11 protein-coding genes are annotated in these 14,216 nt (G+C 68.1%); 8 read left to right on the top strand and 3 right to left on the bottom strand.

Going from position 1 to position 14,216, the window contains the following annotated elements; genetic code table 11:
* Nucleotides 1-4: 4 nt before the first annotated feature.
* Entirely contained in the window at nucleotides 5-1,357 is a 1,353-nt protein-coding gene (locus tag BLV94_RS34935; RefSeq protein ID WP_072947595.1) for an MFS transporter, read from the top strand.
* Here BLV94_RS34935 and BLV94_RS34930 read toward each other — a convergent pair.
* Both BLV94_RS34930 and BLV94_RS34925 read right to left on the bottom strand, forming a co-directional pair.
* The gene (locus BLV94_RS34930; RefSeq protein ID WP_072947656.1) at nucleotides 1,333-2,400 is read right to left on the bottom strand and encodes a 2-oxoacid:ferredoxin oxidoreductase subunit beta; all 1,068 of its coding nucleotides are present in this window, start codon (nucleotides 2,398-2,400) and stop codon (nucleotides 1,333-1,335) included. The two genes, BLV94_RS34935 and BLV94_RS34930, sit on opposite strands and share 25 nt — an antisense overlap.
* Before the next feature lie 5 nt (nucleotides 2,401-2,405).
* Nucleotides 2,406-4,337, bottom strand: a complete 1,932-nt coding sequence (locus BLV94_RS34925; protein WP_072947593.1) for a 2-oxoacid:acceptor oxidoreductase subunit alpha — start codon at nucleotides 4,335-4,337, stop codon at nucleotides 2,406-2,408.
* Between the two features lie 122 nt (nucleotides 4,338-4,459).
* On the opposite strand from BLV94_RS34925, the gene BLV94_RS34920 reads away from it, so the two are divergent.
* Nucleotides 4,460-7,162, top strand: coding sequence for a helix-turn-helix transcriptional regulator (locus tag BLV94_RS34920; protein ID WP_072947654.1), 2,703 nt, complete (start codon nucleotides 4,460-4,462; stop codon nucleotides 7,160-7,162).
* 103 nt (nucleotides 7,163-7,265) lie between these two features.
* A complete protein-coding gene (locus BLV94_RS34915) occupies nucleotides 7,266-8,102 on the top strand; it encodes a class I SAM-dependent methyltransferase (RefSeq protein ID WP_072947652.1) in 837 nt (278 codons plus the stop codon).
* 18 nt (nucleotides 8,103-8,120) lie between these two features.
* Here BLV94_RS34915 and BLV94_RS34910 read toward each other — a convergent pair whose 3' ends face one another.
* Complete coding sequence (locus BLV94_RS34910; protein WP_072943797.1) at nucleotides 8,121-9,173, bottom strand: beta-keto acid cleavage family enzyme; 1,053 nt, start codon at nucleotides 9,171-9,173, stop codon at nucleotides 8,121-8,123.
* A gap of 161 nt (nucleotides 9,174-9,334) precedes the next feature.
* On the opposite strand from BLV94_RS34910, the gene BLV94_RS34905 reads away from it, so the two are divergent.
* The 5 genes from BLV94_RS34905 to BLV94_RS34885 all read left to right on the top strand — a co-directional run bounded on the left by BLV94_RS34905 (nucleotide 9,335) and on the right by BLV94_RS34885 (nucleotide 14,136).
* A complete protein-coding gene (locus tag BLV94_RS34905) occupies nucleotides 9,335-10,339 on the top strand; it encodes an AraC family transcriptional regulator (protein WP_072946304.1) in 1,005 nt (334 codons plus the stop codon).
* A gap of 152 nt (nucleotides 10,340-10,491) precedes the next feature.
* Nucleotides 10,492-10,878 carry a carboxymuconolactone decarboxylase family protein gene (locus BLV94_RS34900; RefSeq protein ID WP_072946305.1) on the top strand — a complete coding sequence of 129 codons (387 nt, stop codon included), beginning with the start codon at nucleotides 10,492-10,494 and terminating at the stop codon, nucleotides 10,876-10,878.
* 50 nt (nucleotides 10,879-10,928) lie between these two features.
* Nucleotides 10,929-12,287: an MFS transporter gene (locus BLV94_RS34895; RefSeq protein WP_072946306.1), complete on the top strand. Its 1,359-nt coding sequence runs from the start codon at nucleotides 10,929-10,931 to the stop codon at nucleotides 12,285-12,287.
* 308 nt (nucleotides 12,288-12,595) lie between these two features.
* Nucleotides 12,596-12,781 carry a hypothetical protein gene (locus tag BLV94_RS34890; RefSeq protein WP_072946307.1) on the top strand — a complete coding sequence of 62 codons (186 nt, stop codon included), beginning with the start codon at nucleotides 12,596-12,598 and terminating at the stop codon, nucleotides 12,779-12,781.
* A 14-nt stretch (nucleotides 12,782-12,795) separates the two neighbouring features.
* Entirely contained in the window at nucleotides 12,796-14,136 is a 1,341-nt protein-coding gene (locus BLV94_RS34885) for a helicase-associated domain-containing protein (protein WP_072946308.1), read from the top strand.
* Nucleotides 14,137-14,216: the final 80 nt, after the last annotated feature.

Below are 14,216 nucleotides of genomic sequence, written 5' to 3'. Positions count from 1 at the left end.
CACCATGACTCAATCCACCCCCGGCACCTGGGCAAGTCCGAGACACCGAAGCGCCGTCACCTGGATCGTCGCGATCGCCACGATCGCGATCATCTTCGACGGCTACGACCTCGTCGTGTACGGCACCATCCTCCCGACGTTGATGAACGATCCCGGCCAACTCGGCGAGATCTCCGCCCAGCAGGCCGGCGCATTGGGCTCGTACGCGCTGATCGGCGTCATGGTGGGCGCACTCACCGCAGGCGCGGTGGGCGACTACCTCGGCAGGCGCCGGATGATGCTCGTCAACATCGCATGGTTCTCCGTGGGCATGGGACTCGCCGCGCTGGCCACGAACGTCACCATGTTCGGCCTGCTGCGGTTCTTCACCGGCATCGGCGTCGGGGGCCTCGTCGCCACCGCGGGCGCGATGGTGGCGGAGTTCGCCCCTCCCGGAAAGCGGAACCTGTACAACGCGATCGTCTACAGCGGCGTCCCCGCAGGCGGAGTGCTCGCCTCCCTCCTCGCGATCGTCCTGCGCGACACGATCGGGTGGCGCGGGCTCTTCTGGATCGGCGCACTGCCCATCGTGATCCTCCTTCCGTTGGCGCTCGCGAAACTGCCGGAGTCGCCGAAGTGGCTCGTCGCCCGCGGGCAGGAGGACAAGGCCCGTCGCGTCTCCGAACGGACGGGTATCCCGATGCCCGGCGCCGAGGAGATCGCCGCGGAACGGGCGTCGATCGAGAAGGTCGGCTTCGCGGCACTCGCGACGCGCCGTTACGCCTGGGGCACCGCACTTCTCGGCCTGATGAGCTTCTCCGGCCTGCTGCTCACCTACGGCCTCAACACGTGGCTTCCGAAGATCATGGAGGACGCCGGGTTCAACGCGAAGGGTTCGCTGTCATTCCTGCTCGTCCTCAACGGCGGCGCCATCCTCGGCGGCCTGATCGCCTCGAAGGTCGCCGACGGTATCGGACCGCAACGCGTCGTCGCCACCACGTTCGGTCTCGCCGCGCTGGCCCTGATCCTCCTGACGCTCGGCTTCCCGCTTCCGGTGCTCCTCGCGTCCGTCGCCGTCGCCGGAGTCGGCACCATCGGCACCCAGGTCCTGATCTACGGATTCGTCTCCAACTACTACTCGACGTCCGCGCGCGGCGCCGGGGTGGCCTGGTGCGCCGGATTCGGCCGGCTGGGCGGCATCTTCGGCCCGCTGATCGGCGGCGCCCTGATCAGCGCCGGTATCAGCAGCCAGGTGGCGTTCTACGTCTTCGCAGGCATCGCCGTCCTGGGCGGGATCGTGACGTTCTTCGTCCCGCGCCAACGGGATGCGGTTGCGACCACGAGCGAGGAGTCCTACTCCACCGTCCAGGTGTCGTGACCGGTCAGCAACCGCTGCAGCGAACCGTCGTCGACCGGGTCCGTCTCCCGCGCGATCTCGTTCTGCAGGCGCACCATGTCGTCGTACGTGTCCCGCGCGACGCTGCGGAACACACCCGTCACGGTGTGCGTCAGGTCCTGATCGGACAACCTCGACAGAGCGTAGGCGTAGTCGGGGTCGTCGGTGTGGGCGTCGTGCACCACGATCTCGTCCCGGTCGACGTCGTCGGTCGCGACGACCTTCAGACCGAAACCCGATCGGACGACACAGTATTCGCCTGAACCCCCGAACACGATCGGCTCACCGTGGACCAGCGGGATCAGGCGCTGCTCCGAACCGTCCTTGCGCAGGACGTCGAACGAGCCGTCGTTGAAGATCGGGCAGTCCTGGTAGATCTCCACGAAGGACGTGCCGCGGTGGGCCGCCGCCTGCCGCAGCACTTCCGTCAGCCCCTTGCGGTCCGAGTCCATCGCGCGGGCCGCGAACGTCGCCTCGGCGCCCAATGCGAGGGACAGCGTGTTGAACGGGTGGTCCACCGACCCCAGCGGCGTCGACTTGGTGACCTTCCCGACCTCCGACGTCGGCGAGTACTGGCCCTTCGTCAGCCCGTAGATCCTGTTGTTGAACAGCAGGATCGTCAGGTTGACGTTCCTCCGGAGGGCGTGGATGAGATGGTTGCCGCCGATCGACAGCGCGTCGCCGTCGCCGGTCACCACCCACACCGACAGGTCCGGGCGCGTCACCGCGAGGCCCGTCGCGATGGCGGGCGCGCGGCCGTGGATCGAGTGCAGACCGTACGTGTCGAGGTAGTACGGGAACCGGCTCGAGCATCCGATGCCGGAGACGAACATCAGGTTCTCACGCCGAAGTCCCAACTCCGGAAGGAAGCTTCGGATCGTCGCGAGAATGACGTAGTCTCCGCACCCCGGACACCAGCGGACCTCCTGGTCCGACGTGAAGTCCTTGGCCTTCTGCGGTTCGTCGGTCCGGGGCACGTGCGCCGTGGCGCTCAGGCCCAGATCCGTACCAACCCGACTGATCATCCGTGTCACGCCGACTCCTCCTGCCGGGGTCCGGTCGATCGATAGGTCGCCGACGCGAGCGCGTCGGCGGTCTTCGCGAGTTCGTGCTCCCGCAACGTCCCGGCCAGCGCGGAGTCGATCACCTCGTGCAGTTCGTCGCCGAGGAACGCGAGGCCCTTCACCTTGGTCACCGACTGCACGTCGACGAGGAACCGTGAGCGGAGGATCATCGCGAGTTGTCCCAGATTCATCTCCGGGGCGACGACGGTCGCGTAACTGCGCAGCACCGCACCGAGGTTCGCGGGCAGTGGGTTCAGGTTGCGCACGTGCACGTGGGCCACCTTCTTGCCCTCTCGGCGAGCACGCCTGCAGGCCTCGCCGATGGGCCCGTACGAACTTCCCCACCCGACGAGCAGCAGGTCGGCCTCCCCCGACGGGTCGTCGACGACGGCGTCGGGAACGGTGATTCCGTCGATCTTGGCCTGGCGCAACCGGACCATCAGGTCGTGGTTGGCGGGATCGTAGGAGATGTCGCCGCTGCCGTCGGCCTTCTCCAGACCGCCGATGCGGTGTTCGAGCCCAGGAGTTCCCGGCAGCGCCATGGCACGCGCGAGCGTCTCCCGGTCGCGGACGTACGGTGCGAACTCGCCGTCCACCGGCGGTGCCGTGTCGACACCGGGATCGATCCGGTCCAGTGCGGACACGTCCGGGACGGCCCACGGTTCACTTCCGTTCGCGATCGCACCGTCCGACAGCAACAGCACCGGGGTGCGGTACGTGAACGCGATCCGGGCGGCATCGACTGCGGCATCGAAACAGTCCGCGGGTGAGCACGGTGCGATCACGGCCACCGGCGACTCGCCGTTGCGCCCGTACATCGCCTGCAACAGGTCCGACTGCTCGGTCTTCGTCGGAAGACCGGTGGACGGACCACCACGCTGGACGTCGATGACGAGCAGCGGAACCTCCGTCATCACCGCCAGCCCGATCGCTTCGCTCTTGAGCGCCAGCCCAGGCCCGGACGTGCTCGTCACCCCGAGGGCACCGCCGATCGACGCGCCCAGCGCCGCGCCGATCCCGGCGATCTCGTCCTCCGCTTGGAACGTGGTGACGCCGAGATTCCGGTGTTTGCTCAGCTCGTGCAGGATGTCCGACGCCGGGGTGATCGGGTAGGTGCCGAGGAAGACGTCCCGCGAGGCCAGCTGCCCCGCGGTCACCACCCCGTAGGCCAGGGCCGTGTTCCCGGTGACCTGGCGGTACGTGGCCGGTGGGAGCGTCGCCGCCGACACCTCGTACGTCGTCGCGAAACTCTCCGTCGTCTCCCCGTAGTTCCACCCGGCCTTGAACGCGAGCAGGTTGCCCTCCGCGATCTGCGGCTTCTCCGCGAACTTGATCTGCAGGAACCGTTCGATGCCGTGGGTGGGGCGGTTGTACATCCAGGACAGCAGCCCGAGCGCGAACATGTTCTTCGCCCGCTCGCCGTCCTTCCGGCTCAGCCCGGCCGGTTCCACCGCACCCGCCGTCAGCGTCGACATCGCCACCGGATGCACCACGTAGTCCTCGAGGGAGTCGTCGTCGAGCGGGCTCGTGGCGTAACCGACCTTCGCGAGATTGCGCTTGGTGAACTCGTCGGTGTTCACGATGATCATGCCGCCGCGCGGCAGATCGGCCACGTTCGCCTTCAACGCCGCCGGATTCATCGCGACCAGGACGTCCGGGCGATCTCCGGCCGTGAGAATGTCGTAGTCCGCGATCTGGATCTGAAACGACGACACCCCGGGCAGGGTGCCCTGCGGCGCCCGGATCTCGGCGGGGAAGTTGGGCTGGGTGGCGAGGTCGTTGCCGAACGCCGCCGCCTCCGACGTGAACCGGTCGCCGGTCAACTGCATACCGTCGCCCGAGTCTCCGGCAAAGCGGATCGCCACCCGCTCCAGCTTCGTGGAGTTCGCCTCCGTCATGAATTCACCGAATCCTTCGACTCGTGTTCGCTCTGACCAGCAGCTTCTCACCTCACGTTACAAGCGTTCCCAATTTTCGCCAGGAAGACGCCGAAATAGCGCGTCGCGATACGGTGAGTGACGTGAGTGACCCAGGGAATATCGAGTTCGTCGGACGTTCCCGCGAGCTCGCCGAACTCGAGGCGGCCCTGCACGAGACCGCCCAGGGTGTGCCCGTCGTCGTGGTCGTCGAAGGTGTGCCGGGCATCGGCAAGACCACTCTGGTGGAACACTTCCTCGCCGCGCATTCCGACGTGCCCGCGTTCTCCGCGGTGTGTGCCCCGTGGGCGTCGAGCCGCCCCTTCGGAGTCGCCGAACAGCTACTGGGTGCGGCCGTCACGGCGCAGGAACCTCTCGACGTCGCCCGTGAATTCGTCACGGCGGCGGCTCCGCGCGCCGGTGACGCGCCGTTCGTCGTCGTGGTCGACGACGCGCACTGGGCAGATCTGGCGTCGCTGCAGTCGTTGACCTCCGCCGTGCATCTACTCGACCGCCCGGCCGTGATCGTTCTCGTCACGAACCCGGATCCGCCCGACGGTGTTCCCGCGGACGTCCTCGATGTTCTCGACCGGCACAGTCGCCATCGGGTTCGTGTCCGCCCACTCGATGCGTCCGACACTCGCGCCCTCGCGAGCAGCCTCGCGCACGTCGACCTTCCCACCCCGGTCGCGCACCAGCTCGTCCAGCACACGGCCGGGAACCCGCGGCACCTCACGCAACTCCTCCAGGAGGTCGATCCTGTTCTGTGGGGACGCTGGCAGGCGGTCCTCCCGGTGCCGCACACGTTCGCGGCGAAGGTACGGTCGCAGCTGTCCGAGGCCTCACCGCAGGCCCGTGCGCTCGCCGAAGCGGCCGCAGTCCTGGCCGGGGATCCGAGATTCGCCGACGCCTCCGCACTCGCCGGCATCGAACACCCGGTGGACGCGCTCGACGAACTTCACCGGGCAGGCCTCCTCACCGCCGGTGAGCACCGCGGCGTGACCGTGCTGACCTTCCCGTCGCCACTCACCCGCGCCGCCGTGTACCACAGCCTCGGGCCGATCCGACGGCGCGACCTGCACGATCACGCCGCGCGGATCGTCGAGGACGAGGGCAGACGCCTGGACCACCGCGCCGCGGCCGCCCCGTTCGCCGACCCGGCGCTCGCGGACGAACTCGACCGCTACTCCGCGAGCAGGGCGACGGTCGGGGCGTGGTCGGCGGTCGCGGACGCACTGATCAAGTCGAGCCGCCTCACCGCGGACCGGGGGGAACGCGAGCAGCGGCTGATTCGTGCCGTCGACGCCCTCCTCGGCACCGGAAATCTCTCCCAGGCAGTGGCTTTCGCTCCGGAGATCGAGAGTTTCCCGGAGAGCCCGTTGCGCGACGCCGTGCTCGGCTACCTCGCGATCCAACGCGGCCGTCGCGCGGAGGCCGATGCACTGCTCACCCAGTCCTGGACCGCTTGCGACTCGGAGACCGATCCGGCCACCGCCGCCTTGATCTGCCAGCGGCGCGTCCTCGACTCGCTGGCCCGCTGGCACGGACCGGACCTCGTCGAATGGGGTTCCCGGGCAGTCGCTCTCGTCGATTCGGCTGATCCGTCGGCCGTCGAATCAGCGGCGATCATGGGGCTCGGACTTGCAGCCACCGGCCGGATCGCGGAGGCGCGGGCACACTACGACACACTGTCCGCGAAGATCGCCCTCGGCGCCCAGTCCCAGCGTTTCGACATGGCTCGGGGCTGGCTCGACCTGGCGCTGGACGATCCCGAATCGGCGCGCCAGGAACTCGAGAGTGCCGTGCCGACGGCCTTCCGGATGGGCTCCACCCGCATCTCGCTGTGGGCGCAAGCCTGGCTGGCGCGAACACAATTCGCGCTCGGCGATTGGAACGGCGCCATCGCCACGGTCGACCGTGCCGCACACCAACTCGAGGATGCCACGCTCGACCTCCTGCGGCCCCTCGTCCATTGGACCGGCGCGCAGACGCACGCGCTGCGCGGGAATTGGCCCGCCGCACACGAGCATCTCCGCCTCGCCGCCGCGAGTTCGCACGACTACCCGATGATGTTCATCCCGTCCTCACTGGCGCGCGCCCAATGCGCCGAAGTGGAGGCCGACTACGCCGCCGTCATCAGGGCGCTGGAGCCCCTCACCCGCCTGGAACCCCGCGAGGGCGTCGACGAGCCCGGGTTCTGGCAGTGGCCCGACGTCTACGCGAACGCGCTCGTGATGGCCGGGCACGTCGACGACGCGGACGCCTTCCTCACCCCGCACGAGGAACGGGCCGCGGAACGCGGGCACCGGTCCGCGATGGCGCGTCTCGGCTACGCCCGCGGTCGCATCGCCGGTGCGCGCGGCGACATCGACACCGCCAGGGACGTGTTCGAGAACGCGCTGACCCAACTCGACACCCTGCCCCTCCCCTACGACCGCGCCCGGGTGAACTTCGCGTACGGCCAGACCCTGCGCCGGGCAGGCAAACGACGCGAAGCCGACGCCGTCATGCAGGCCGCCCGCGAAGGGTATTCCGCGCTCGGCGCCACCTCCTACGTGCAGCGGTGCGACCGCGAACTGAAGGCAGGCGGCCTCAACGTCAAACGCAGCAGGTTCACGCTCGAGGAACTGACCCCGCAGGAACGGGCGGTGACCGAACTCGTCGCGGGCGGAGCCAGCAACAAGGAGGCCGCGGGCGAGCTGTTCCTGTCCGTCAAGACCGTGCAGTACCACCTGACCCGCGTCTACGCGAAGCTCGGCATCCGCTCGCGCAGCGAACTCGCGGCGCAGTTCCGCGACCAGGAGTGACGTCCCGGGTGGCGGGAACCCACCCCGAGGGTGCCTGTTCCGGGCACCGCCGACCGGCCAGGCTGGATCTCGACCGATGAAGCCGACCCACCGGAGTACCGAGATGGATGACACGATCGACGCAGTACGAGCCGACCGCGACCTGAAGACCAAACACCGCGCCATGTGGGCCCTCGGCGACTACCCCGCCCTGGCCACCGACATCATCGCCGGCCTCGGCCCCGCCCTGGTCCGGGCGAGCCGGGTCAGGCCCGGCGACCGTGTCCTCGACGTCGCGGCCGGTTCCGGCAACGCCGCCATCCCCGTGGCGCTGTCCGGTGCGAGCGTCGTCGCCGGTGACCTCACCCCGGAACTGTTCGACGCCGGACGCCGCCGGGCCGCCGAACTCGGCGCCGAGGTCGAGTGGCGCGAAGCGGACGCCGAGGCCATGCCGTTCGCCGACAACGAATTCGACACCGTGATGTCCTGTGTCGGCGTCATGTTCGCCCCGCACCATCAGGAGAGCGCGGACGAACTCGTCCGTGTCTGCCGGCCGGGCGGGACGATCGGACTGCTCAGCTGGACCCCCGAGGGGTTCATCGGTCAGATGTTCGCGACGATGAAACCGTACGCACCCCCGCCCCCTCCCGGCGCGCAGCCGCCGCCGCTGTGGGGTCGCGAGGACCACGTCCGGGCGTTGTTCGGCCATCGGGTGACCGATGTCGTGGCAAGGCGGCACACCGTCCGCATCGATCAGTTCCGGACGCCCGAAGACTTCCGCGACTACTTCAAGACCCGCTACGGTCCGACCATCGCGGTGTATCGGTACATCGCCGACGACCCCGCCCGGGTGGCCGAGCTGGACCACGAACTCGCCGACCTTGCACGGCGTTTCGACCACGGCACCGGCAGCACCGTGATGAACTGGGAGTACCTCCTGCTCACCGCGCGGAAGTGGTAGCGAGCAACCACGCGCCGGTCAGGCGTGCTGGGTGAATCCGACCTGGCCGGGACGGCGGTTCGGGGCGTAACCGAGCTTGGCGAGGGTCTCGTCGGCGTCGGCGTAGGTCTGACCGATCCGGTAGATGTCGCGGGCCTCCTTACCGGTGGCCACCTCCCGGCCCAGCTCCCCGGCCACCCGGACCAACTGCTCGACCTGCGCGACCGACGTCATCTTCTCGCCCTTGCGACCCCAGATCGTGTCCTCGTTCCCGCACCGCGGATGCAGACCCATCGCGATCGCCATCGCGTTGACCGGCAGCACACTGCGCATCAACGTCTCGAGGGTCAGGCACGCACCGTCCGGCACCCGCTGCACGAAATTCATGATGTTGTACGGATTCGGGCCGTCGAAACCGCCACCGATACCGACCCAGGTCAAATTCAGCGGACCGGTGTACACCCCACGCCGGATCAACCGCTCCACCGTCTCGAGCTGCGGAATGCTCGACAGCTGGAAATGCGGCTGGATCCCGGCCGCCTGCAGACGACGCAGATGCTCCTCCACCCACGCCGGACCGGCCGGGACCGTCATCTCCCGGTACGCCTCGGCCAGCTCGGGCCGCTGCATCGAGGTGCCCGCGATGTCGTCGGCGGTCATCAACTCCATGATGTTCATCTGCGAGGTGTTGATCGCGATCGTCACCTGATCCGGTGCCGGATCGAGGTCGGCGAGCATGTGCCGGGTGTCGTCGGAGAGCCACTTCGCGTCCGCACCCTCACCCTCGGGGGCGAACGAGATCGAACCGCCGACCTGCAGGATCATCTCCGGCACCGCCTGCCGCAGTCCGGCGAGCAGTTCGTTGAACTTCGACAGCCGCTTGGAGCCCTTGCCGTCGAGTTCGCGGACGTGGATGTGCAGCACGGTGGCGCCGGCCTCGTAGCAGTCCACCGCCTTCTGCACGTGCTCGTCCATCGTCAGCGGCAGGTCCTCGCGGAAGTCGTCCGGCTCCCACTCCGGACCGTACGGGGCACACGTGATGACCAGCTTCTCCTGGTTCTCGGGGAAGAGGGCGTCGTCGTGGAAATGCATGGGTGTTCTCCGTTCGAAAAGATTGCGGACGGCGGGACTGTGACTCAGCTGACATAACGGTAGCCACGGGATGCCATCCAGACTTACCCTGACGGGACATATTTGTTTCCTGTTCGGGACACCCAGGCCGAGTGGGACGCCTGCGACGGAAGGTGACGCGAATGGCCAAGCCCCTCGCCCGGTATGCCGCGCTGACCGGCTTCGTCGAACTGGGCCGCACACTCTCACTCGACCCGGTGAAGCTGCTGACGAGCGTCGGACTCGACCCGGCCGGGCTGGACCTGCAGGACCGCTGGGTGCCCGCGTCGTCGGTCGCCCGTCTGCTGGAGTTGTCCGCGGCAACGTCGGGTCGCCAGGACTTCGCCCTGAAGCTGGCCGAGCGGCGGCGCCTGTCCACCCTCGGCCCACTGAGCGTCGGTATCCGGGACGAGCCCGACGCGCGAAGCGCACTCCGGATGCTGATCCGCTTCCAGCACACGTACAACGAGGCGCTACACATCCGGCTGTCCGAGCGCGACGGTCTCGCGACGATACGAATCCGCTTCGATCCCGGCGAACCCGTGCCGGTCCGGCAGTCCGTCGAACTGGCGGTCGCGGTGACCCACCAGCTGTTGCGGCAGCTGCTGGGCGAGCGGTGGCATCCGGTGTCCGTCAGCTTCGAACACGGACGTCCGGCCGACGACTCCACGCACCGGCAAGTTTTCGGCGCGCCACTCCACTTCGACGGCGAGTACTCCGGAATCCTGGTCTACACAGGCGATCTGGACGAGCCGAACAGATTGTCCGACCCGCTGCTGCGGTCCTATGCGCAACAGATCCTCGACACGCTCACCACGCCGGAGGAACCCACCCTCACAAATCGCGTGCGCGAACTCGTCGAACTGCTGCTGCCGAGCGGGCGCTGCTCGATCGAGCAGGTCGCCCGCAGCCTCGGCGTCGACCGCCGGACGGTGCATCGGCACCTCGCGAAATCGGGAGAGACCTTCACCTCGGTCCTCGACTCCACCCGCGCCGAACTCGCGAAACGCATGGTTACCGGGCGGCGCTACTCGTTGACGGAAATCTCCGAGATGCTCGCCTTCTCGACGCCGAGCAGTTTCTCCCGGTGGTTCCATCAGCAGTTCGGCATGAGTCCTCGCGAGTGGCGCAAACAAACCACGGGATAGGTGGCCGTGCGACCGATGTCCCGAAATGCAAAGAATTCCGTCCCGTAGGGGCAACTAATCAACTCACCGGCCACGTAGCGTGATGCAGGCCACTATCGGGTCGGGCCGTAGCCCGCATCACACCCGATTCGTTCTCCGTGAAACGAGCCGCCATGACCGCTGAGCCGATACCCACCCCGACACTCGACCGAATGAAGAGTGCGGGAAGCTGGAATCCTCTGTGGGACACCTTGTCCCAGTGGGATCCGGAGTGGACCGAGCAGTTCATGGCCATGAACGCCACTCCCGTGCAGCGTGGGGTGTTCACGCCCGAGTTCGTCGAACTGCTCAGCATTGCCATCGATGCCGCCGCCACCCACATGTACGCGCCGGGAGTGCGCAGGCACATCCGGGCCGCACTCGAACTCGGTGTGTCCAAGGAGGAGATCCTCACCGTCCTCGAGATGGTGAGCGTCCTCGGGATCCACGCCTGCAATCTCGGTGTACCGATCCTCGCGGAGGAACTCGACGCGTACGAGTCCCGGCGCCCGGCACACTGAACGCCGCTCCCCCACTCTCTCCCTCTCCACCCGCACCCTCAGGAGCATCCATGGGACCGAATCCCACCACGTCCGAACTCGAGATCGCAGTCGCCGCCCCGTCGAGTTCCGTGCCGACCGCCGACCGCCGCACCCGACGCTCCTCGTTCTACCCCTGGCTCGTTTTCGCCCTCGCGTTCGCGTTGCTGCTCTCCGACTACATGTCCCGCCAGGTTCTCAGTGCGGTCTTCCCGTTCCTGAAGGCCGACTGGGCACTGACGGATTCCCAGCTCGCATCCCTCACCAGCATCGTCGCGCTGATGGTCGGGTTGCTCACCCTCCCGCTGTCCCTGCTGGCCGACCGATGGGGGCGCGTGAAGTCCCTGGTGCTGATGGCCACGCTGTGGAGTGTCGCGACCCTGCTGTGCGCGATCGCCTCCAGCTACGAGCAGATGCTCGCCGCGCGCTTCCTCGTCGGTGTCGGCGAGGCCGCGTACGGAAGTGTCGGAATCGCCGTGGTTCTCAGCGTCTTCGCGCCACGGGTCCACTCCACACTCAGCGGCGCGTTCATGGCCGGCGGTTCCTTCGGCTCGGTCGTCGGCGTCTCGCTCGGCGCGGTCATCGCCGTGCACCTGAGCTGGCGCTGGTCGTTCGCCGCGATGGCGGTCCTGGGACTCATCCTGGTCCTGGCATTCCGCACGATTGTCACCGAACGCCGCCTGGCCGAGCACGCTGCGACCGACGACACCGCCGAATCCGCCCGCCCCGACGAACCCGCGATCCGCGTGCCGGTGTCGACACTGTTCACCAACCCGACCGTGTGGTGCGCGTACCTCGGCGGCGGACTGCAGATGTTCAACGCGGCCGTGCTGCTCGCCTGGGCCCCGAGCTACTTCAACCGCTACTACGGCATGGCCCCGGACAAGGCCGGCGCCGTCGCGTCGGGGTTCGTGTTGCTGATCGCCATCGGCATGATCGTCTGCGGCATGATCACAGACCGGGTCGGCCGCAACAACGCGGCCGCGAAGTGGACCAGCGCAATCACCTACTGCACGATCTCGCTGGTCTCGCTCGGAATCGCACTCCAGCTGGAAACCGGTGCGTCCCAGCTGATTCTGCTGGGTATCGGCGCCTTCTTCGCTGCCGGCTCGTCCGGCCCCACCGCCGCCATGGTCGCGGGTTTGACCCACCAGTCGGTGCGGGCCTCGGCCCTCGGCAGCCTGACCGTGACCAACAACGTCCTCGGCCTGGCCACCGGACCCTTCGTCATCGGCATCCTCGCCGACCGCCTCGGCCTGCTCGGCGCACTGCAGCTGGCACCGCTGGTGTACGTGCTGGCGATCGTGGCCCTGTTCCTCGGCAAGCGGATGTACCCGGCCGGGCTCGCGAAGCTCGCGGCGCAGAGCGCCGCCGCCGCGGCGAAGGTCTAGGTTTCGCCGGACCACATCAACTCGGCAAGTCCCGGTGGCAGCCGCCGCCGGGACTTGCCGGATGTCATACACCTCGACGATGCACTGGCCGGTCCCGCGCCCTGGACCACCAGCTGGCGAAACACCGGACCGCGCACCCGTGACCGGTTACATCACGAAGCGCTGGAGGCACCAACTCCACCGGATCATCCAGGTCGAGGATCCGCAGGTCATCGGGCAACGCGAACACCCCCCAGCGCGCGCCGCGAACCCGGCAGCAGCGGGAACGCGAGTCCGACTCCGGGTTGCTTCGGGCTATCCTCGTCGCCGTGAGATCACCCAACCGCGGCGCGCTGGAGGCCATGGTCGCGGAGGCGACGATCGACTGCTACAACGACAGCGAATGCGTCACCGGCTTCTACACCATGCTCGACGAGAACCTCGACCTGCCGTTGCCGGCACCGCCACCCGACGGTGCCGAGTGGATCGAGGCATACCGCCACTGGCTGAGATAGGTGAGGACACGAGCATGAACACCGGCGACACTGCACCCCCGAGCGCGACCGGGGAGCACCGGATACGAATGACCGAACAGGAGGCCATATCGAATCTGCACACGGTGCTGCACCTCTGCGCGGCCGGTGAATTGCGGTGCAGCGAGAAGACCCACCGCCCCTCCGCGGCGACGGTCGCTGCCGTGGGCTCACAGCTCGCGCACGGCGACTTCTACCTCGACGACCCGATCGCGTCGTTCGCGTGGCCGCTGATCATCCAGGCCGGTGGGCTCGCCACGATCGAGAGCGGGCGCCTGCGGCTGACCCCGAAGGGCCGTACCGCCCTGCGTCGGCCGGCGGCCGAGGCCATCTCCCAACTGTGGCGGCGCTGGCTCACCCACGCGGTGATCGACGAGTTCAGCCGAATCGAACAGATCAAGGGTCAGCGCGCACACAACGTCCTCACCTCGGCCCGGACCCGCCGGCAGACCGTCGCTGCGGCTTTGGCCGGCTGCCCACCCGGAGAGTGGATCGGCATGGATTCACTGTTCACGGCAATGCGACGGAAAGGCATGAGCCCCAACGTCGCACGCAGCGAGCGCGCACTGTGGAAGCTCTATCTCGTCGACCCGCAGTACGGCAGTCTCGGCTACGACGGTTACCACCGGTGGGAGATCCTCGAGGGCCGCTACACGATGGCGGTGCTGTTCGAGTACGCCGGCACGCTGGGCCTGCTCGACCTCGACTACCTCCACCCCACCGGCGCACGGTCGGACTTCCACGCCAACTGGGGCGGTGACGACCTGGACGCGCTGAGCAGGTATGACGGACTGCAGGCGATCCGGCTCACCGCCCTGGGCTGCTACACCCTGGGCCTGACCGACACCTACGAGCCGCCCGCCGACAACCCTCCACCCCGGGTTCTGAAGGTCCTGCCCAACCTCGACATCGTCGCCACTGGAACCCTGTCCCCCGGCGATCAGCTACTGCTGTCCGGCTACGCCGAGCACACCGCGGACCGGGTCTGGACCCTCTCCGCCGCGAGCCTGCTGGCCGCGATCGACGGTGGCCACCACCTCGAGGACCTCACTACCTTCCTCGCCGCGCGCACCGACCATGAGCTGCCCGGCACGCTGCGGACCGTCATCGACGACGTCACCCGCCGAGCCACCCAGCTCACCGACCACGGCCACGCCCGGGTGATCGAATGCACCGATGCCGCACTCGCTGCGCTCATCACCCGCGACCGCGCACTCCGCACACTGTGCCGTCCGATCGGCGACCGCCACCTCGCGGTCCCCGTCGAACACGAACCGAAGTTCCGCAGGGCCCTACACAAACTCGGCTACGCCCTGCCCAGGCCGAACACCCCCTGACCGAAGACGTCAACGCCGCGACACACAGGGCCGGGCGGCGGCCTGCGCCGGCGACCGGTGGCCGAATCGACTAGTAGTCA

Origin of the sequence: Rhodococcus koreensis (genome assembly GCF_900105905.1) — a bacterium.
In the GTDB taxonomy this organism is placed as follows: domain Bacteria; phylum Actinomycetota; class Actinomycetes; order Mycobacteriales; family Mycobacteriaceae; genus Rhodococcus_F; species Rhodococcus_F koreensis.
Note: the sequence above shows the minus strand (reverse complement) of the source record. Positions and strands in the feature narration are given on the sequence as shown.